The sequence below is a fragment of the Chryseobacterium sp. GP-SGM7 genome (genome assembly GCF_049166575.1).
In the GTDB taxonomy this organism is placed as follows: domain Bacteria; phylum Bacteroidota; class Bacteroidia; order Flavobacteriales; family Weeksellaceae; genus Chryseobacterium.
This window is the reverse complement of record NZ_JBMHFF010000002.1, coordinates 774,601-793,917: the sequence shown is the minus strand read 5'-3', so window position 1 is coordinate 793,917 and position 19,317 is coordinate 774,601. Positions and strand designations below refer to the sequence as shown.

Sequence of the window (19,317 nt, the reverse complement as noted above, 5' to 3'; positions counted from 1 at the left end):
CTTCCTCACCCTGTTGGTTGAGTTTGACTAAATGAAAATCGTAGCCGTTATTTTGTTGTGATTTTGCAGTTGAACTTCCGGCACCCAACTTCCCGCTTCCTGCCTGTATACTGCTTCCCGTAATCAGATATTGCTGATCGATTGTTGTGGTCACCTGCGAAAGAAAATCCTGTGTTGAAGATTGAATGTCTTTCTGCCAAACCACATTCTGAGCATGAAATCCTGCTGCAGTGCTTATCAGAAACGCACTCATGTAGAGTTTTTTCATAATTTGGTTATTAAAATTTGTACGAATTTAACTTATTTTAACTGATTATATTTTCTGATGAATAATAATTAATAAAGATAATTCTGTATCAATACCACAAATATAATAGCATATGACGACAAAACCTGTCGTATAATTTCTTTACGATTATCTTTTTTATATTAAAAACGCTTAATTTTTATTTCTAAAATATTGCAATTGGTGTAAAAATTCATATTAATCAATATCCGTTTTTAATTATAAAACTAAAATGAGCATTCATTTTGTCATTTCGCAGAAATCTAGACCGCTTTATTTTTGTTGAGATGGACATTATCGAACCACTTCGTTAGGTTTCCTGCAGAAATCGAAGATTCGACGAAGTCAATAACAGACAAACCGTTAAAATCAGGTTATTACTATTGACATTTTTAAACGTCAATTTATTTTGAAGATGGAACGACAGAGATGGAGCGATACACCATCAAAATAATGTGTAAAAATGACAAAACCCACCGAACTTCGGTGGGTTTTTAATGAAAAATAGTATGATAATTTAATAAGATTTTGTTCTTGTCTATTGAGAAGAGATACTCCCCTCTTTTATAGAACGGGAAAGAATTTTATTTTTTTTAAGCAAAAAATCGGGCATCAGATCGGTTGGAAGATACAGCGTGCTTTCGCCATTTGAATCCAGTTCATTCTTGATTCCCGGATTCCAGGAAAGGATTTCATCCATCGGTATCTTTAGCTCGTCTGCAATAATATTCAGATTAAACCCTGCATTAATTTCAGTTTCAGACAATGGAATTCCCGGAGTATAACTTTCCCTTGCTTTCAAAAGTGATATCGTTCTCGAGTCACTATAATTAGCCAAAACAGAAGATAATTCTCCCGTTGCATAACACGCATTGAGATATTTTTTCACATGATTGATGGTTTCTGCCGGCAAATATTTTGAGAAAACATGATACTGCGTTGAGTTTGCTAGCTGCATTGCCTTGGCAATATTGCCCTCACCACAATTGTAGGCCGCCACAACAGTTACCCAATTATTGTATTTTTTGTAAAGATTTTTAAGCGAAACGGCCGCCGTTTTTGTACTTCTGTACAAATCATTCCGGCGGTCTTCCGTCAATCCATATTGATTGGCATGAGCGGTCATAAACTGCCAAACTCCTACTGCTCCTGCGCTTGAAGTGATATTTCTGTTAAAATGAGATTCAATTAAAGCTAAATTTCTTAGATGCTTTGGCAAACCTCTTTCAACCATAGAATATTCGATGAAAGTAACGATTTCTCTGTTGGCTTCAATAATATTCCTGTATTTCCTTACACTGCTTTCAGAAGTATCGGAAGCAGAAAGAAACTGCGCATTCACAAAATGTGAACAGCTTAAAAATGCCGCAGCTAGAATGATATTTTTGAAATTCGATTTCATTTTAATGTATTTATAAAATACTTTTATTCAGATCATTTGAATTTTTAAATGAATGTCCGCTTATAATCATAATATAAAATTCAGCGATCGTTTTGTCATTTCGTAGAAATCTCAACAGCCTGAGAATATTGAAGTTTAGATTCTTCCAGAATGACAAAGTAACTGTTGAATTTTAAAACTGTTAAAAATCTAAATTCAAATTAATTATTTTTACTATTCTCGCAGATTAAACAGATTTTGCAGATTTAAAGATCCGCTTGATTAGTTTAATCTGCGAGAAATTTTATTTTAAGTTAAATAAAATCTGCAATCAATCTACTTTCCAGCTTATTTTTTCTTCTTCAGTATTCCAGTCAACGGATAAATTTTGTCCGGTTTTCACTTCTTCTCTTACAATCATTTTAGAAATCGGTCTTGCCAGTTGAGATCTGATAACTCCGGAAATCTGTCTTGCTCCATATTTACTGCTGAATCCGTTTAAGGCTAAGTTTTTCACTGCTTCATCACTGATTTTCAGACTCATTCCCAATCTGGTTAATGAATTATGAAGCGACTTTAACTGAATATTAAAGATTCTTTCTGCAATTGATTCTGTAATCGGTGCAAACGGAATAATTTCGGTAATTCTCGCCAAAAATTCCGGTCTGAATTTCCCTGAACTTGACATGATCTGCATTAAAGAATTTGATTCCGGAACATTTCCCTGCTCAAACTGTTTTACAATTTCTTCGCTACCAATATTTGAAGTAAATAAAATCAAAGCGTTGCTGAAATCTCCTTCTTTTCCAAGCTTATCATGAACTTTTCCTTCGTCCATAATCTGTAAAAACACGTCAAAAACCGAGTGATGCGCTTTTTCAATTTCATCAAATAAAACAACAGTATAAGGTTGCTGTCTGATTTTATTCACCAACATTCCGCCTTCTTCATAACCTACGTAACCAGGAGGCGCACCGTATAAAAGCGCTGCAGAATGTTCTTCTTTAAATTCTGACATATCGAAACGAACCATTGCTTTTTCATCGTTAAACAACAATTCCGCCATGGATTTTGCCAATTCTGTTTTTCCAGTTCCTGTTGGGCCTAAAAGGAAGAATGAACCAATGGGTTGTCCCGGCTTATTTAATCCGCTTCGGTTTTCAACAATTGCATCAGAAAGAATTTTCAAAGCGTGATCCTGCCCCACAACTCTGTTCATCAAAAGCCCTTCCATATTCAGCAATTTCTCTTTTTCCTGAGCCTGAATTTTCCCGATCGGAATATTGGTTTTTGCAGCCATTACTGCCGCCAATTCGAGACGGTCTACTTTTTCTCGTTTTTTGGATGCATGCTGTAAAAGTTCGGCGTATGTGTCTTCAATTATTTTCTGAATCGATTCAACCGGCATCGAATTATCAATTTGTGGTTGCTCATTTAAAGAACCCCACAAGATAGGACTGATTTTATCTCTTAGTAAGTTGTAATTCCAGATTAATTCGTCGGCTTTGTCTTTATCGTCAAAATATTCTTCTTTTAAAATATTTTCATAGATTTCTTTCCAGCTTTCCAGTTCTTTTTCAGACAATTCATCGAGCATTTTGATTGCAGCCATTGTTCGGTCTAAAAGATCAATTGCTGCATCCGGAAGTTTTTTTCCTTTTGCATATCTTTTCGCCAAACGTACACATTCGGGAATTGCGGTTTTTTCCACTTCAATTCCGTGGTGCTTTTTATAACCATCGAGTAAAACATCAATCATTTTGACGCAGGTTTTTTCATCCGGCTCATTCACCGTTAAAACTTCAAAACGCCTGTTAAACGCCTGTTCCGGTTCAATAATTTTTCTGTATTCTTCCTGAGTTGTCGCTCCGATTACGGTAATTTCTCCGCGAGCCAATTCAGGTTTAAGCAAATTTGCAACATTTCCAATGCTTCCTTTCGGATCTAAAAGAGTGTGAATTTCATCAATAAATAAAACTGCTTTTTCAATCTTTTTGCATTCATTGATTACTTTTTTCAGCCGGTCTTCAATTTCACCTTTATAAGAAGTTCCGGCTAATAATGCTCCGGTGTCGAGTTCCAATAAGGTTGCATTTTTAAGCATTTCAGGAACATTCCCTTTGATGATTTCTGTGGCAAAACCTTCAACCAAAGCTGTTTTCCCGACTCCGGGTTCTCCGATTATAATCACATTTGGTTTGCTTCTCCGACAAAGAATTTCTACCAGCATTCTCAGTTCTTTATCTCTACCAATAATATTTTCAAGATCGCCGTTTCTAGCCTGCGTAGTTCTATCTACGCAATATGCTTTGATTGATGGAAAAGAAGAATCTGAAAAATCTGATGAATTTCCACCAAAAAGCGAAGAAATTTCACCATTTTGAGTCGCCGCAAAAGGTGCATCTTTTCTGTATAGATTGAAAATTTCATGTTCTCGTAACGGAAGTGATTTCAATTGCTGTAAAGTAAAAGCAACCTGTGGTTTTACAATCGCCGTTAAAATACAAACCGGCGTAATCTCATCCAAACCTAATTTTAAACGAATATCATCGGCTTCTTCAAGGATTTTATCTACAAATTCTCCTTCTCCAACTTCGGCCGGAAGATGTGTGGTTTTAGGATAATCTTCAATTCGGACATCTGCCCATTCATAAAAATATCCCGGATCTTTGTCTATAGATTTTAGAAACTCGTTCAGACCAATATCTTTGTGCATTAAAGCCTGTAAAATATGAGGCCCACTGTAAGTTGCATTGTAATTTTCTCTCGCAATTGACTGTGCAATATGAAATAACTGTTTCACAGTTTCATTGGTAACAAGTACTCCCATTTATATTTTAATATTTTGATTTTTGGTGTAACTAAAATAAGCCTTTTTTATCAATCATTAAAATTAAAAATTGGTTATTTTCATTGACCGGGAATATTTTGGACGAATTTATTCTTATTTTATTTCTTTTTTAAATTAAATATGAATGTGGGTTTTAATCATAACTCTAAAATCAGCAGTCATTTTGTCATTACCCTCGTCGAATCTTCGATTTCCAGAAGAATCTAAACTGCTTTATTTCAGAATGTTTAAATTCCTTCTGAATGACAAACAAACTCTTAAAATAAAATTATTATCAATGATGGATTCATAAATTAAAATTGTATCAGTCTCTTTTTATATTGTGGTGCAATAAATTTCTCAATTTCTTTATATGTAAAAGAAGCTGAATATTCAGGGTAACCGCTGTTGGTTCTATTTTTTTCATCATAAAAAATGAAATCTATGCCTGTCATGTTTCCCGCGGTATTGGTGTTTATTTTATATTGGCTGAGATTCTTCATAGGAAAGGATATACTTTTATCTGTCTTTAATTTTTTACGACATACCTGTAAAAGCATTTTTTTGTTGAGGAATAAGTTTTCTCCAACTTCTGTATCATTCATTTCGTCAAAGAAATAATACACTGTAGCTTCCCATGGGGAACCATATGACTGAATATGTACTGATACATTAAGCAATTCATTTTTATTCAAAAAAATCTTATAATTTTCAAAACCATATTGGTTATCACGCAATGAATTTGTTGAAATTAATTTATTTAAAGTATCTTTTTTGGCGTTCAATCTTTTCTCCGGACTGTCGAAAAAAATACCGTTAAAAAGATCATAGCTTTTTTGAATTCTCTTATAAATTCCAGTATTCTTAGTTCCTATTTTTAACTCCTGTAACTCAAAACATTTCTTAGAAATACAGACCGAATCTTTTAAAATAAAGACTTGCTGAGCATATGAAGATAGGCTAAACAAAAAAATAAATAATATATTGAACAGGTATTTTATCATTTTATTCTTTCTGTAACATATTTCGGAATTTTGTTGAGGTCTTTCTTTTGAGACTTCATTAAAGAAATATATGTTTTATAATTTTCTATAGCCTTTTCTTTTTTACCTGTAATCCAATAACTATTTGCTATATTAAGATATGCTACAACTCGATCTGGGTATTTTTGAATTATTTTTTGAAGCACATTAATTGATACCGAAGGATTAATACTTTCAAGACTAAAGGCAAAATCATTTATTTTAGTAATGTTACTAGCTGAAATAATGATATAATCTAACCAGCTTTTATCCGCAACCCAATCATAGTAACTAAATTTAATCTTGGAAACATCTTCCGCATTCAATAGTATTGATGCATTATCGTCTGCTTCAACTGAAAAATAGCTCTCTTTATATTTAAAGAGATTAAAAGTATTTTTTGAATATTTTAATGTAAAATCAATAACAGAATATTTATCAGAAGCAAAAGGAGCATTACAGGTGGTGTAAGAAAGTAAATTATTTTCAAACTTCAGATTGTCAATATTCACATCAGATTTACCGCTACACTCTTTGCATGGAAAAACAGTATCGCTTTCATAAGTAGATAGTTCGGTATTATTTTTATTCTTAAAAACAATGATTACTTTTCTTTGGGTAAGTTCACTAGTCTCTTTTATATCTTTAGCATTCTTTAATGTTAAAACATATAAATCATCACGGGTACCATCATTATTGAAGTCATTATGGAGTTGAGCTACAATTTCATTCGATTTTAACAATGACTGCAATTGAGAAGTTTGGGAATTACAACTTATTCCTAAAAGTAGGATTAATAAAGAAATTTTATTTATCATCATCTTTAAATATTTTAACAGTTCTATCAAAAGCATCTCTTCTGTCGCTATATGATTTTGTAGAATAATTTATTTTTGCTGTTATCGAATTCACAACATCATGTGTTGCACCATTCTTAGCCAAAGTGTTAGCTTTTTTTAAAATCCAATCTCCTAATCCTGCAAAAACAGCTTCTTTTGCTGTAAATACTGATTTACCTGATGACAAATCAGTTCCTGATTCAGGTAATCTTGTATCAATTATTTCCTGAATACTTTTATAATTACTCCTTCCTGTAATTTGCATTAACCCACGTCCTCTAAACTTCCATCCGTCACCTTCTTTTATATTTCCTAATTTATAATCTTTTCCTCTATTATCATCATCATAAGCTATGTTAGCAATTTGCTCTTGATCTGCAGCGTGTACAAGTTTCTTTTTTTTAGTTTTGGGATCAATTTCACTTTTACGCCCAATTTCGTCTGCATAATCATAATATTTTTTATTGTTTTTGAATACAGAAAAGGGATAACCAGATCTCAGCGCTTCAACTGAGTAATTTAAGCTTTCTCCATTAAACGCTCCTGATAAATTATCACCACTTTCAACAAATGCTTGGGCAAAAAAATGAGATCTATTAAGACATGTATTAAGCTCAAATATCTCATATAATTTTTTAGATTCACCATTTACTGTATATGATTTATTCAACTCATCCACTATACCTTGCATCCAAACAAGATTAGAAGCATTTGGCCAAACTTTTTTTATTTGTGCTAAAGTAAAATCGTCTGAACATGGACTTTGTTTCTTTTCCTGCTCCGGCACCGGTGCTCCCTTCGGATCAATCTTTTCCGGTACATTTACTTGTCCGGAGGTTACAAATTCTATTTTTCCTGACTCTGGAGGTATATTCCCCGGCATTTTTCCTGTTCCCGGTAAAGTAGATTTTTTTAGCAGCACATAATTTTCCTGCACTTTTGCAGTTCCAAAATCCTGCCATTCTGTAAGGGAAATCATCTGAAAACCATCATCAAAGATAAAATTAGGAATTTGTTTTTCTACTACAGTCCCTGTAAGTTTATCCTGTGTTGTCGGTACATTATTTAATACTTTAAATTTTCCCAAATGAGCATTGAATTTTATTCTGGCACCGTCTATTGCCAATAACAAACCTTCTTCTGCTTTATCTTTCTCTTCATTTTCAGCACGCTTCTCCTCCATTTTCTGCTTGTTATCAGCTTTCATTTTGTCGGTATCCTGTGCCGGAGTTTGAGTGTGAGTTTCCGGAGCATTTGCTTCTCCTTCGTTATTTAACCTATCCATAATAATGAATGTTTTAAATGAAAATTCTGTTTCTTTATTTCTATAAAACCTTCTTCATACTGATGACCTTTGCAGATAAATATTCCCCTGAAATCATCAATTTCTGTAAGTTCCAGGTTTTGAGCAGATACCTTTAAAATCATTTTTTCTCCATCTTTTTCTGGAATCATGATTTCTATAAACCCTTCCGGAGAGATTCTTTTTCTTTTGGTATCGAATGACTCCAACAAGCCGTTGAAGAGCAAACCGAACATATTATAACCCGTCAGAAAATCAATTAGTTTTGTTTCATCTTCCAATATGCCGCTGATCTGATTGAAATAATGATCTACAGCTTCTCCTTTGTGTACTTTTGATAATTTAGCCTGAATATTAATCCATCTTAACCGCAGGAAAAACAGATTATCTATTGCTGTAATGTTCCCTTCATGATCAACCCTGCATTCCAGTTCATCAAACAGATAACTGATTTTTTTTATCAATTTCCCTATAGCAGTATCATCATCCGAAAAATCAAAATCAACAACCAGAATCTGAAATTGATGTTCTTCTTTAGATTTTCCGAGATAATACACTTCAACCTCTCTGGCATAGCTCTTGGTAGTGGCATATACGGGATTTCTATGCTCCGTTACAATTGTTTCAAGCCTGTAAATTTTCTGATGAAGATTTTCCAATATCGTCAACATCATTACGGATATATTACTCTTTCGTAATTACTATTAGGATCCATTCCCATCCAATCCCTGTTGGCCGACCAATGCAGATATTGATTGCGTATAATTCTCAATAGTGTTTGAGGATGATAGCCGGTAACCACGACTTCCTGTAAAGTTGTAGTTTTAATTTTACTACCGTCTTTATCATATACTTCATCCGGTATTAGTTCTTGTACCGGCTCCGGATTTTCTAATTTTTGTCTTGCTCTTTCCTGCTTGTCTTTTTCAACTTCTTCATCTGATTTGAAATTCCATTTTTTTCCATCCTCAAAAACATAGTGGTGCAAAAGATCTTTTGCAGAAGGAAGGTATTTGTCATGCTCAATAGAATAGGTTGTTTCTGTTTTTGTCATCATATGGTTATCATAAAAACCTATCCCGTGTTCTTCCATGAAATGGAGCGGAATATAACTGTACTCTTTTCTCAAAAACCGGATTCCGGTAATCTTACGGTAAACACTTCCCAACGTTAAAACATTGAGTAAGCTGTTATTAATTTTTATTTGCTCATCATTAAACCAATGCTCATCGATCAACTGTTGTCTACGCTTATTTAAGAACCACGCCGGCTTATGATTGGATGTTTCTATTTCATCTACTGTTTCTATTCCATTTTCATAAGCTCCTCCTATATCACAATGAACGCCAGGAAATTCTCTTTCTATACTTCCCGGAAATCTCGTCAGTGAAAAGTTTTCACGATGTTCATTTTCTGCAGTAAAATGAACTGCTTTGAAATAAGATCCTGGGTTCAGCAGCTGCAACTGTTCTACATCGTCTCCGAAATTGTAAGAAGATCCTAAGGTAGAATGCTTCATTCCTTCCCATCCCACTCGTCTGATTGCTCCCATATCACCATATTCTTCATAAGACGATACCGTTTCATATACCCCTATAAAACGAACATCCAGATCTAATTCTTCAAGTTGCTGCTCTGATAAAATTCTTTTACTTAAAAGATAATATCCTAAAAATCCGAATTTTGGAAGTTTGCCGTCTTTAATATATTTTGGATCTACTTCAGTATTATCTTTATCTATCCAGATATCTCCATATTCCGGAACCGTTACCGGGCCTTCACGAGATTCTATCTGTGTATATCCTATTATCTTTCTGGATTTTTTTATTTCAACATCTTTGGGTCTTTTATTACCATTTATTTCGTACGCAAAATTTCTTGCAGCTGTCGCTCCACGGCTAAACCCAAAGGTATCGATGGTAATTTTAGTTATTTTTATTTTACCATTAGCTTCAAGAACAAGTTTTTTAATTCTGTCGGCTGCCATTTCACAACCTTTTCTCACCTTTCCTCTTACGCCTGTTTTACCAGAGCCGTATTGAAAACCATCATCCACATCTCTATGATTATTCAGAGTTCCAATTCCTTCTACATAAATTCCGTAAGTATTTTGTCTACAGCATTGATACATTCTCGCCACGTTAGTATAATCATTACTAAAACTATTATCAACACCCTGTTTATCTAGCCATCCTCTGTGGCTTGCTTTGAGATATCTTTGATATTCATCATCATTATCAGATATATCTTTATTGGGAAGGTTTTTATATTCTTTTTCCTGTTGGGCTCTCGTTTTTTCGATCTCTTCCTCTTTTCTCAAGATCTCATCTTTGGTATCAGTACTTTCCATTTTATTCTTTCCGTCTCTGTACTTCATCCTTAGCTCACTATTTTTCAAGTTATTTAAAGTACCATCAAAAAATACTCCTATCTCCAGATGCAATTCATCTACTGGAGGTTTAGCATTGCCTGTGTTGTATACGAAAGTCTTTCCCATAACCACCTCTTTTTAATTTTGATATTTCTTTTTAGACCTGAACATTTTCATGTTTTCTGTTTTAATAAACGCTTCTTTTCCATTTTCGCTTTCCAACAGGATGGTAAAAAACTATATGATCCATTTACTTTTATCACAATATCAGCTTTGGTTGACTTAGGATCTTCCCCAAATACTTTGACAAAAGCTTCGACGCCCGATTTCTTTTTAAGAATGCAGTCAGCTCCATATCTGTTGTTACCATCATCTACGAGAGAGAAAATTATTCCTGTTGATATTGTGGTTTGTTCATTTTCAAGCAAAGAAATTGTCGCCGTATTCAATTAATAAACATTTTTATTTTTTTAATGAAAAAAATTATTCAATCAATTTATTTGCTGATCTTTTCTTTAAAAAACTTCCACTTTATCTGTCTTTATAAAAGCTTCTTTACCATTTTCACCCCTTAGCTTTATTGTAAAATAGCTGTTTGCTTCATTCACCTTAACGATGATATCGGCTTTAGTTGAATTAGGGTCATCACCAAACACAGCTTTAAAAGCTTCAAAACCTGAGTTTACATTTAGATCACAATTTGCACCATATATTTTATTATCTCCTCCCAGATAGTCAAAAATAATCCTTCTTGGAATTGCCCTTTTTTCATTTTCAGCCAATACGCTTTTTGCTGTGTCGAATTGCTCTTTTTCTCCATTAATTGTAAATATCTTTACATTAGCTAATGAATTGAGCTTGCCATTTTCCGGCAAATCAAAAACAGGTTTCCAGCTGTATCGTATCCTGTAGGTATCCCACAAGCCGAAAGGAATTGCTTTTCCTCTATTTTTTTCTCTTATCTCGCTAGGAATAACCTTACCGTTATTAAACACGTCATCAAGGTAATCTTTCCTCCAGAAACGATTTTCATGGCTATCCAGTTTAGCAATTTCGGATTCAGGAATTGTTACTTTTTTTCCTTGATACCTTCCCACTTCTTTCTGCACTCCTACACCGGCTACCCAAACAACAACAATTCCTCCGGGGGCCATTCCAACACCAATTTCATCATAGTTTAAATGCTCAATTTCACCACTGCCATTTGTCACTTTTGTTTCATATCCTTTATTAAAATACTCTTTTATTTTAGCAATATCAATAGCAGTATCAATCATATAAAACTGGTTTTCCATATAAGACATCCAGATAAAATCCAATCGTGCGGGAAGGCTTTTAAAACCATTTCCCATCCCATGGTTGATAGTACCCCACTGATCATTGCCTGGAATAATACCAAAGCTCAATCCTACCCATTCCCCACCTTCGCATTCCATACCTCCTTTGTATACTTCCATCGGATATCCTAAGGGAGCGGAAGTACCTTCAGTCCATTCATATTTCGTCATAGTTTCAATTTTTTTAGAAGCTTTTTTTTCCTGACACGAAATCTGGGCAAAAAACAGAAAGCTTAGCAGATATTTTAATATTTTATTCATTCTTAATACCTTATAAAGTAATTATTACACCATGCCGATGCATAATTAGTTTTCATGTTCTTTTTGATACAATAATTTCTGGTTTTCATGAGCATAATAAAGGAACTATAATTAATAAGATCACGGATATGATGATAAAACCAATACAATCTGAATAGATACAATACCATGTAAAATCACTTATTGTTTTTTTCTTCTTCTGTGCGGCTATTATAAATGGCAGAAAAAACAATAGGGGCAGAAAAGCTCCGCAGAGCCAAACAGCCAACCATCCGCAATCACCATGACTATATCCTGTAAGATCTAAAATACTTAATGTAATGATACCAGTGAGGATAACAGAAAATACAGAAGAGAATAAAGCAATCAGCACTTTTTTTATCATAGATTTATCCTTTATTTACCTTAGCATCTATTTTTCCTAACATTTTCGCAACTCCTGAACTTTGTAAAAGAATGTCACCATTTTTTGCCTTGTGAGTAGTAGTAGAAGTTGTTTCCTTTAAATCTCCCGTTATATTAATCGTTTTATTTTCGTTTACAGTTTGCTTGTAATTCTTTGAGGTAAATTTATGATCATTAATAATATTAATTGCATTATCATTACCTACACTGGTTTTCATATCTTTACCTACATTAATATTTAGATTTTCACCAGCATTAAAAGTCATATTCTTTGGAGCGGTGACTACAATATTGCCTTTACCATCCATAAAATAATTGTTTCCACTTGGATCAATAATATTTACACTTCCCTCTTCATCATTCATTAAAATTCGTATTCCGCTTCTGGTTTGAATTGATTTTAAATGATTATCAATTCCTCCCCCCAATCCAACCCCTCCATGAAACATTCCTCCCATTACAAAAGGTCGGTCGGGGTGATTGTGTACAAAATTTACCATCACCTGATCTCCAATTTCGGGAATCGCCACATAACCCCGGTTTTGGGTAATCTGGTCTGTTCCTCCTGCATCAGGACTCATCATTCTTATAAAATGCGTTGTGTCATTGGTTTGCCAATCAAATCGTACCTGGATTCTTCCCTGCCCTTCAGGATCTGCATTGGAAATCACCGTGGCAATCTGCGGCTGTGCAATCGGAACTGTGAATTCCGGCTTGGGTAAAAAGCCTGTATCGGAGGCTATTCCACTGAAACTTCCGGTGTAATGACCGATGGTGTCAATTTCATGCGTCGTTTCTGTTACCATGATTTTAGTGAAATATGAACTTTCGTTCGTATCCACTTTTCGCATTTCAATATCTACACAACATCCCGGATGTAAAAAAGGAACAGTCGTATTTCCTGAAATATTAAAAACATTCACCGCCTCACTTCCTGCCGTACTTTTCTGAGAATATTCAACATCTAAATGAGTGGTCGCTTTGATCGGAGCAACTCTTAATGAAGGTGTTTTGTAAATTTTATCGTTGTGCTCGTAAGCGGTTTTTGCCAAATCTCCAACATGCTGAATCGGTGTTGAACCTGATTTTAAAACTTCATTTTTATTGCTGTTATAGCCATAATACTGCGGCTTGGTATGAACTGCTTTTAATTCAACTTTAATATCATTGGCGCTACTTCCGTAAATTAATTTAATCGGAGTATTTTGTGGCGGAAGTTTCCCGAAATGCAAGACTTCGCCGTCGTAATAAAACTGTTCACCATACGCTTCTGCCATTCTTGCCAGATAATTATAATGCGTTTCATCATACTGACTGCTGTAAATAATTTGAGAATAATCATTCGTATCGATTCTGATATCAAAACGGCTTTTATCTAAACCCTGCTTAATCACTTCTTCCGCAATAATTCCCATATTCACCGCCTGATTTCCACCAAAACTTTGAATATGCGGAGCGCCATCCAGCAAAATAGTCGGACTGTAACCCGAAAGCACAATATTTCCCAAGCTCATTCTTTCCTGGCTGAAACCAACTCCTGTGATGACTCCCACAAAAGTTCGTTCCGGACTTTTCTCAATATCTTTATAAGAAATAACGGCCGTTAATCTCTTGCCTAAAAACGTATTGGCTTCCTCCAGAGTATGAGTTTGGCGGTCGCCTAAAGCATCGTGAGCCAAAGTAAGGGTAAATTCGTGGTGTTTTCGGGAACTTTGAGTCAGCTTAAAATGCTTGTAATATTTGATTACTTTACCTTCGATGACTAAAGATAATTTAACCAAACGGTTGATTCCCGTATGATGATTTTCTGAGATTCCTGCCGCATTTTGTGATGGGCGGAAAGCGGAACCTCCATTTTTAGTTGAGGTATTCATATTTTTGTAATTGTGGTATATAAATATATAAAAAATTATTCAAGAAAAAAGGATTTACAAACACAAAAATCCTATGTGGAAAATAACAAACTTAAATTTTTTATTAAATTATCCTGAAAACTATATAAATTCTTGAATTGTCAAAAAAAGACCATCTAAACAGACAGTCTTTTGCGTACCATATGCTGAAAATCAGTATGATGAATTATACCGGCCAAAGTCCTTCGTATGCTGCATTTCCGTAATTTATTTTTTCTGCACTGATGACAAAGCTGATCAGCATTGAGTTTTCGTCAACCGCATCAAAGTCTACTTCGTGCTGAATGACATAACCGTTTTCCCAGTTTAATGTAATTAAAGTTCCTTCTTCGTGAGATTTGTTGAAAGTAATTTCGCCGGAAGTTGGCTTGTATTTACCATTAAGCAAACTTTCTAAAATTTCAGATTTTTCTGTTGCTTCAATCGTCAATTTGATGATGGCATTGGATGGATCTGATGCTACTCTACCAGAAACATCGGTAGATCTCGATACGCTGTAGTTCAGCTTTAACAGTTTTTGTCCTTCGCTGCCGTTAAATTTTAAGATTCCTCTTGAATTTGCTGCCATGATGTGTAAATTTTATTCGTTCGTATTTTGTGATTTGTTATACCTCAAAGATAAAACCAAGACAATTATTTTTTAGTTTTTTCAAGCATTATTTCAAAATTTGTAGTAATTCTACGATTTAATGTCGTAATTCTATGACTACTTTCTAAATCGTTAAAAATAAGATCTTTCTTACAAATTTGCCCTTTTTTTAATTTTTACTCCGTTCAGAATATTGTATTTTGAAAATATTCCTATAAAAAAAAGACTGCATTTCTGCAGTCTCCAATATGTAAATTAAAATTAGCCTATCGATTTTGCAAATCCTTTAATCTTTCTTGCATCAATTCTGGATTTGAAAGTGCATCCATTCCGAAATATGCTATACAGAAAATAAAGTAAGCAATGGTAAGTACACTTAATACAATGCCGATAATTGCAAGAATTCTTCCTGTATTTAAATTATTATAGTCCGAATAAAGACTAGGATTTTGCTGATATAATTTACTGTCTTTGTTAAAAAGTACAATTGCAATGATTCCGGTAATTAGTCCCGGAACGCCATAACAACAGCAAGATACAATAGAAACGATTCCTAAAACAAGTACCGCCGTAGCATTTGGTAATTTTTGTTGATTCATAATTTATTTTTTTAATGTTTAGTTTAGTTGTGAATAAAAAAATGTTTATAAAAATAAGAAAAAACCATTATTACAGAATTAATTATTGCCAAAAAAATTAAAATCTGACCGTAATTTCTTTTTTTATCAATAAAGTTAAGTCCCACAAAGCAGAAAAACAACAATAAAGTGTAAACTGCCGGAAACATTTGAAAAGCCTCAGAAAATTTACCCTGAAAAACCATTACAATAGCTCTTTGAGTTCCGCATCCGAAACATTCTATTCCCAAAAACTTTTTGCTGGGACACGGAAGCATAAAATCTTCTATATGCATTGTCTTTTTTTAAATTCGCAGCTAAAATTAAGAAGAAATTTTCGCTCTCAAATACTGATGCGGAAAAAAACATTCTTTTTTCGTTTCAAAAGAGCCCTGAACTGCCAAATACGGGTTTCTTAAAATCTCTCTCGCTACAAATATCAAATCTGCGTCACCGTTTTGCAAAATGTCTTCCGCCTGTTCAGTTTTTGTAATCAAACCAACCGCCGCGGTTTTCACATTTGCCTGATTTCTCACTGCTGAAGAAAACGGAACCTGATAACCGTCAAAAACCGGAATTTTTGCTCCGTGAATATTCCCACCACTTGAAACATCGACTAAATCTACATTATGCTGTTTTAAAATTTTAGACAGCTCAACACTTTCATCAATATTCCAACCGTTTTCAGCATATTCTGTCCCGGAAATTCTTACAAAAAGAGCAACATTTTCATTTAATTCCTGGTTAACAGCGTCTACAATTTCAATTAAAAATCTAATCCTGTTTTCAAAACTTCCGCCGTATTCGTCAGTTCTCACATTCGAAAGTGGAGATAAAAACTGATGAACCAAATATCCATGAGCTGCATGAATTTCAACAACATCAAAACCAGCATTTACAGCACGTTTTGCAGCATTTTTAAAATTCTGAATCTGTTCTTTAATTTCTTCTACAGTCAATACGTGTGGAATTCTTTCTGTCGGGTGATAAGGAATCGGACTTGGCGCGAGAGTTTCCCAGCCTTCCTCCAGAGAAATCTGTTTATTTTCCCACGTAGAACCTTTCCTTCCTGCATGTGCCAATTGAATTCCTATTTTACTTTCTGAGTTTTTATGAACAAATTCTACAATTTTCTGAAGTTTTTCAGCCTGTTCGTCATTCCAGATTCCCATGCAATGATTGGTAATTCTGCCTTTCGGTTCTACGCCGCTTGCTTCCACAATTAAAAGTCCGGTTCCACCTTGAGCCCGACTTCCGTAATGAACAAAATGAAAATCATTAGCCAGACCATTTTCAGCAGAATACATGCACATTGGCGACATTACCCAACGGTTTTTCAGCTCTACATTTCTGAATTTTATAGGAGAATATAACATTGAATTTATTTTTTAAAAGTTTAAATTTACGATTTACTATCGTAACAAAGATATTGCCAGCTTCGTCAAAAAGGTTTACTTTTATGCCCCTTTTTACGCAGACAAAAATGAAAAAAGATATAAAAATCAGTTACGAACATTTCAAAAGCAGGAACGACCTTAACGAAGTTGAAAACAGCCTTTTTGAAAAAGCAATTCAGGCAAGAAAAAATGCTTATGCACCTTACTCCAACTTCTTTGTGGGTTGTGCGGTTTTGCTTGAAAACGGCGAAATTTTCTCAGGAAACAATCAGGAGAATGCTGCTTTTCCTTCCGGACTTTGCGCAGAAAGAACTGCATTATTCTGGATTGGAGCTAATTTTCCGAATCAGATTGTTAAAAAAATATTTGTTGTAGGCGGACCAAAAGAATTTTCAGAGAAAAACCCTCCGATTCCGCCTTGTGGAGCTTGCCGACAAAGTATTATTGAATATGAAACCAAGCAAAATGAAAATATCGAGCTTTATTTTTCTAATTTAAATGATGAAGTGATTAAGGTGAGTTCTATTAAAGATTTGTTGCCGTTTTATTTTGACGGAACGTTTTTGTAGTAATTTTCCCACAGATTAAACAGATTAACACAGATGATTGAAAATATTTTTTTATTATTTTGCTTTAAAAAACTTTAATTTAAATAAAGATTAAGATTATATTTTAGCATTAATAAAATTTAATCTTTCTTTTCAAAAAAACTATATTTGCAAAAATTTTGGTTTCCAAGGTATTGGAACTAAGAGGGAATTGGGTGGAAATCCCAGACTGTCCCCGCAACTGTAAATCGCAACCTTATTTTCTACAAAAAACCACTGTCAAAAACGGGAAGGTGTAGCAAAAGCGAAAGTCAGGAGACCTGCCGGAATTTTAGAATATTAATAAATGATTGCTTTCGGAGGAAAGGCAAATAGATTATGATTTTAAAAAGAACACTCGTTTTGGTTTCTGTTTCTTCCTGCTTTGCCTTATATTTTGGTCAGGAAAAAACGATTGATACCGTATATGTTTTCGACAATCAAATGAAAAAAGTTAAGCTTTTTCATTCGTTACATACTTTATCTCCTAAAGATATTCAAAAAAACTCGTCTAACCTTTCTGAAGTATTGCGTTTTCAATCGCCGGTTTACATCAAAGAAAATGGTCGTGGTGCAGTTTCTTCACCTTCTTTCAGAGGAACAACGGCTCAACAGACTGCTTTTGTCTGGAACGGAATTAATATTAATTCTCAGTTTTTAGGACAGGGAGACATTAATAATATTGCACTTTTTGGATATGATCAAATGGAGATCAAATCTGGTGGCGGAAGTGTGATTTACGGAAGCGGAGCCATTGGCGGAAGTATTCATTTGAATAATAATCTGAGCTTTAATAAAGGTTTTAGCGGATTATTTAACTCTGAAGCTGCATCTTTCGGGACTTACAACAATTTTTTGAAAGCAGGTTACAGCAATGATAAATTCAGCATTAAAGCTTCGGGAAATTATTTTATCAGTGAAAATGATTATAAAGTTCCGGAAAAAAATAACTATATCAACCGAAACGGAAAGTTTTACAATACGACTTTTAATTTTGGAGCAGCTTATAAGATTGCCAATCATCAGACAATATCATGGCAAAGTCAGTTTTATGATGCTTCACAAAACTACAGAATTCTTGAAGAGAACGGAAATAAGACCAGTTATAAAGCACAGACTTTAAGAAGTTTACTTTCCTGGGACATTAATAAATCTAGAATTTCAAACAGTTTAAAAGCAGCTTACACAGAAGATAATTTCCAGTATTTTGGAGTTTATAATGCACCTTTTACGAGCGGTGGAATTAATAAAAATTACATTTTCAAAAATGATTTTAATTATTTCATCATTTCTAAACTGAATATTAATGTGATTGGTGAATTTCAGCAAAATCAGGGCGATGGTTTAGGAGATTCTGGGATAAAAAATGTAAGTAGAAACATAGGCTCAGTTGCTGGTTTATTAAGATATTTTGCAACACCGAATCTTAGATTTGAAGCAGGAATTAAACAAGATTTTGTTGAAAATATAGATTCGCCTCTTCTCTACTCTTTTTCAGGAAAATGGAAAGCGAACAGTTGGTATCAGGTTAATGTAAACGCATCAAAAAACTTCAGATTCCCTTCATTTAATGATCTGTACTGGAATCCGGGAGGAAATCTTAATCTGAAATCCGAAACCTCGGTTCAGGCAGATATGAATCATGAATTTAGTGTGGCGGGTTTTACGCTAAGTTTAAACCCGTATTATATGAAAATCGATAATATGATTCGTTGGTTACCAACAACGTTTGGTTATTGGGGAGCTTTTAATACCGATAAAGTAGAATCTTATGGTTTGGAATCTCAATTGAGTTACCAAAAAAGTTTTAATAAAAATCATTCTGTAAAGCTAATTGCAGGATATGTTTACACAAAATCCGTAGATTTGGCAACTCAAAAACAGCTGACGTATGTTCCGTTGCATAAAATGTCTTCGAATATAGATTATCAATACAAATTTTTGAAAGTTTACGCACAGGGAATGTTTAACGGATTAACTTATACGACTTCTGATGAAAGTAAAAAATATGCGATTTATCCTTATTTTGTAATGAATGGAGGAATTTCTGCAACCATTTTAAAAAAATACACTTTAGGATTTAGAGTGAACAATATTACCGATACTGTGTATGAAACGGTAGATTATTATCCGCTGCCAAAGAGAAATTACAGTGTCAACGCAACAATAAATTTTTAAC

At 34.1% G+C, this 19,317-nt stretch carries 16 protein-coding genes, 1 pseudogene and 1 riboswitch; of the genes and pseudogenes, 2 read left to right on the top strand and 15 right to left on the bottom strand.

Features of this window, described 5'->3' with window-relative positions:
• The 15 genes and pseudogenes from ACOOWA_RS12310 to namA all read right to left on the bottom strand — a co-directional run.
• Positions 1-268: pseudogene (locus ACOOWA_RS12310) on the bottom strand (T9SS C-terminal target domain-containing protein); the annotation flags it as partial.
• Between the two features lie 556 nt (positions 269-824).
• Positions 825-1,688 (bottom strand): lytic transglycosylase domain-containing protein, encoded by an 864-nt coding sequence (locus ACOOWA_RS12305; RefSeq protein WP_421375573.1) that lies wholly within the window; start codon positions 1,686-1,688, stop codon positions 825-827.
• Between the two features lie 310 nt (positions 1,689-1,998).
• Positions 1,999-4,497, bottom strand: a complete 2,499-nt coding sequence (locus ACOOWA_RS12300; RefSeq protein ID WP_421375571.1) for an ATP-dependent Clp protease ATP-binding subunit — start codon at positions 4,495-4,497, stop codon at positions 1,999-2,001.
• 314 nt (positions 4,498-4,811) lie between these two features.
• The gene (locus ACOOWA_RS12295) at positions 4,812-5,282 is read right to left on the bottom strand and encodes a hypothetical protein (RefSeq protein WP_421375570.1); all 471 of its coding nucleotides are present in this window, start codon (positions 5,280-5,282) and stop codon (positions 4,812-4,814) included.
• Positions 5,283-5,497: 215 nt separating this feature from the next.
• A complete protein-coding gene (locus ACOOWA_RS12290) occupies positions 5,498-6,340 on the bottom strand; it encodes a tetratricopeptide repeat protein (protein ID WP_421375569.1) in 843 nt (280 codons plus the stop codon).
• Positions 6,327-7,565, bottom strand: a complete 1,239-nt coding sequence (locus tag ACOOWA_RS12285) for a glycoside hydrolase family 19 protein (RefSeq protein WP_421375567.1) — start codon at positions 7,563-7,565, stop codon at positions 6,327-6,329. Before ACOOWA_RS12285 ends, ACOOWA_RS12290 begins: the two co-directional genes overlap by 14 nt.
• Before the next feature lie 65 nt (positions 7,566-7,630).
• Entirely contained in the window at positions 7,631-8,335 is a 705-nt protein-coding gene (locus tag ACOOWA_RS12280) for a hypothetical protein (RefSeq protein WP_421375566.1), read from the bottom strand.
• Positions 8,335-10,158 (bottom strand): phospholipase effector Tle1 domain-containing protein, encoded by a 1,824-nt coding sequence (locus ACOOWA_RS12275; protein WP_421375564.1) that lies wholly within the window; start codon positions 10,156-10,158, stop codon positions 8,335-8,337. The genes ACOOWA_RS12280 and ACOOWA_RS12275 overlap by 1 nt, the downstream gene beginning before the upstream one ends.
• Positions 10,159-10,205: 47 nt before the next feature.
• The gene (locus ACOOWA_RS12270; RefSeq protein ID WP_421375563.1) at positions 10,206-10,481 is read right to left on the bottom strand and encodes a hypothetical protein; all 276 of its coding nucleotides are present in this window, start codon (positions 10,479-10,481) and stop codon (positions 10,206-10,208) included.
• Positions 10,482-10,547: 66 nt separating this feature from the next.
• Positions 10,548-11,630: a DUF2931 family protein gene (locus tag ACOOWA_RS12265; RefSeq protein ID WP_421375561.1), complete on the bottom strand. Its 1,083-nt coding sequence runs from the start codon at positions 11,628-11,630 to the stop codon at positions 10,548-10,550.
• 389 nt (positions 11,631-12,019) lie between these two features.
• The gene (locus ACOOWA_RS12260) at positions 12,020-13,909 is read right to left on the bottom strand and encodes a type VI secretion system Vgr family protein (RefSeq protein ID WP_421375560.1); all 1,890 of its coding nucleotides are present in this window, start codon (positions 13,907-13,909) and stop codon (positions 12,020-12,022) included.
• 205 nt (positions 13,910-14,114) lie between these two features.
• Positions 14,115-14,516 carry a type VI secretion system tube protein TssD gene (gene tssD, locus ACOOWA_RS12255; protein WP_421375558.1) on the bottom strand — a complete coding sequence of 134 codons (402 nt, stop codon included), beginning with the start codon at positions 14,514-14,516 and terminating at the stop codon, positions 14,115-14,117.
• Between the two features lie 287 nt (positions 14,517-14,803).
• Positions 14,804-15,136: a CCC motif membrane protein gene (locus ACOOWA_RS12250; RefSeq protein ID WP_421375556.1), complete on the bottom strand. Its 333-nt coding sequence runs from the start codon at positions 15,134-15,136 to the stop codon at positions 14,804-14,806.
• Positions 15,137-15,159: 23 nt separating this feature from the next.
• A complete protein-coding gene (locus tag ACOOWA_RS12245) occupies positions 15,160-15,450 on the bottom strand; it encodes a DUF2752 domain-containing protein (RefSeq protein WP_267264376.1) in 291 nt (96 codons plus the stop codon).
• A 27-nt stretch (positions 15,451-15,477) separates the two neighbouring features.
• Positions 15,478-16,530, bottom strand: a complete 1,053-nt coding sequence (gene namA / locus ACOOWA_RS12240; protein ID WP_421375555.1) for an NADPH dehydrogenase NamA — start codon at positions 16,528-16,530, stop codon at positions 15,478-15,480.
• 107 nt (positions 16,531-16,637) lie between these two features.
• Here namA and cdd point away from each other — a divergent pair, with 107 nt between their 5' ends.
• Together cdd and ACOOWA_RS12230 are read left to right on the top strand one after the other, a co-directional pair.
• On the top strand, positions 16,638-17,120 hold the full coding sequence (gene cdd / locus ACOOWA_RS12235) for a cytidine deaminase (RefSeq protein ID WP_421375554.1): 483 nt from the start codon (positions 16,638-16,640) through the stop codon (positions 17,118-17,120).
• Positions 17,121-17,262: 142 nt separating this feature from the next.
• A riboswitch (cobalamin riboswitch) is annotated at positions 17,263-17,442 on the top strand.
• Positions 17,443-17,477: 35 nt separating this feature from the next.
• A complete protein-coding gene (locus tag ACOOWA_RS12230) occupies positions 17,478-19,316 on the top strand; it encodes a TonB-dependent receptor plug domain-containing protein (protein WP_421375553.1) in 1,839 nt (612 codons plus the stop codon).
• The last annotated feature ends 1 nt before the right edge of the window (position 19,317 follow it).

What these genes read in the sequence shown, in the direction of transcription:
- ACOOWA_RS12305 (WP_421375573.1), bottom strand. Translation starts at nt 1,688, where the DNA reads ATGAAATCGAATTTCAAAAATATCATTCTAGCTGCGGCATTTTTAAGC.
- ACOOWA_RS12300 (WP_421375571.1), bottom strand. Translation starts at nt 4,497, where the DNA reads ATGGGAGTACTTGTTACCAATGAAACTGTGAAACAGTTATTTCATATT.
- ACOOWA_RS12290 (WP_421375569.1), bottom strand. Translation starts at nt 6,340, where the DNA reads ATGATGATAAATAAAATTTCTTTATTAATCCTACTTTTAGGAATAAGT.
- ACOOWA_RS12285 (WP_421375567.1), bottom strand. Translation starts at nt 7,565, where the DNA reads ATGAAAGCTGATAACAAGCAGAAAATGGAGGAGAAGCGTGCTGAAAAT.
- ACOOWA_RS12280 (WP_421375566.1), bottom strand. Translation starts at nt 8,335, where the DNA reads ATGATGTTGACGATATTGGAAAATCTTCATCAGAAAATTTACAGGCTT.
- ACOOWA_RS12275 (WP_421375564.1), bottom strand. Translation starts at nt 10,158, where the DNA reads ATGGGAAAGACTTTCGTATACAACACAGGCAATGCTAAACCTCCAGTA.
- ACOOWA_RS12265 (WP_421375561.1), bottom strand. Translation starts at nt 11,630, where the DNA reads ATGAATAAAATATTAAAATATCTGCTAAGCTTTCTGTTTTTTGCCCAG.
- ACOOWA_RS12260 (WP_421375560.1), bottom strand. Translation starts at nt 13,909, where the DNA reads ATGAATACCTCAACTAAAAATGGAGGTTCCGCTTTCCGCCCATCACAA.
- tssD (WP_421375558.1), bottom strand. Translation starts at nt 14,516, where the DNA reads ATGGCAGCAAATTCAAGAGGAATCTTAAAATTTAACGGCAGCGAAGGA.
- ACOOWA_RS12250 (WP_421375556.1), bottom strand. Translation starts at nt 15,136, where the DNA reads ATGAATCAACAAAAATTACCAAATGCTACGGCGGTACTTGTTTTAGGA.
- ACOOWA_RS12245 (WP_267264376.1), bottom strand. Translation starts at nt 15,450, where the DNA reads ATGCATATAGAAGATTTTATGCTTCCGTGTCCCAGCAAAAAGTTTTTG.
- namA (WP_421375555.1), bottom strand. Translation starts at nt 16,530, where the DNA reads ATGTTATATTCTCCTATAAAATTCAGAAATGTAGAGCTGAAAAACCGT.
- cdd (WP_421375554.1), top strand. Translation starts at nt 16,638, where the DNA reads ATGAAAAAAGATATAAAAATCAGTTACGAACATTTCAAAAGCAGGAAC.
- ACOOWA_RS12230 (WP_421375553.1), top strand. Translation starts at nt 17,478, where the DNA reads ATGATTTTAAAAAGAACACTCGTTTTGGTTTCTGTTTCTTCCTGCTTT.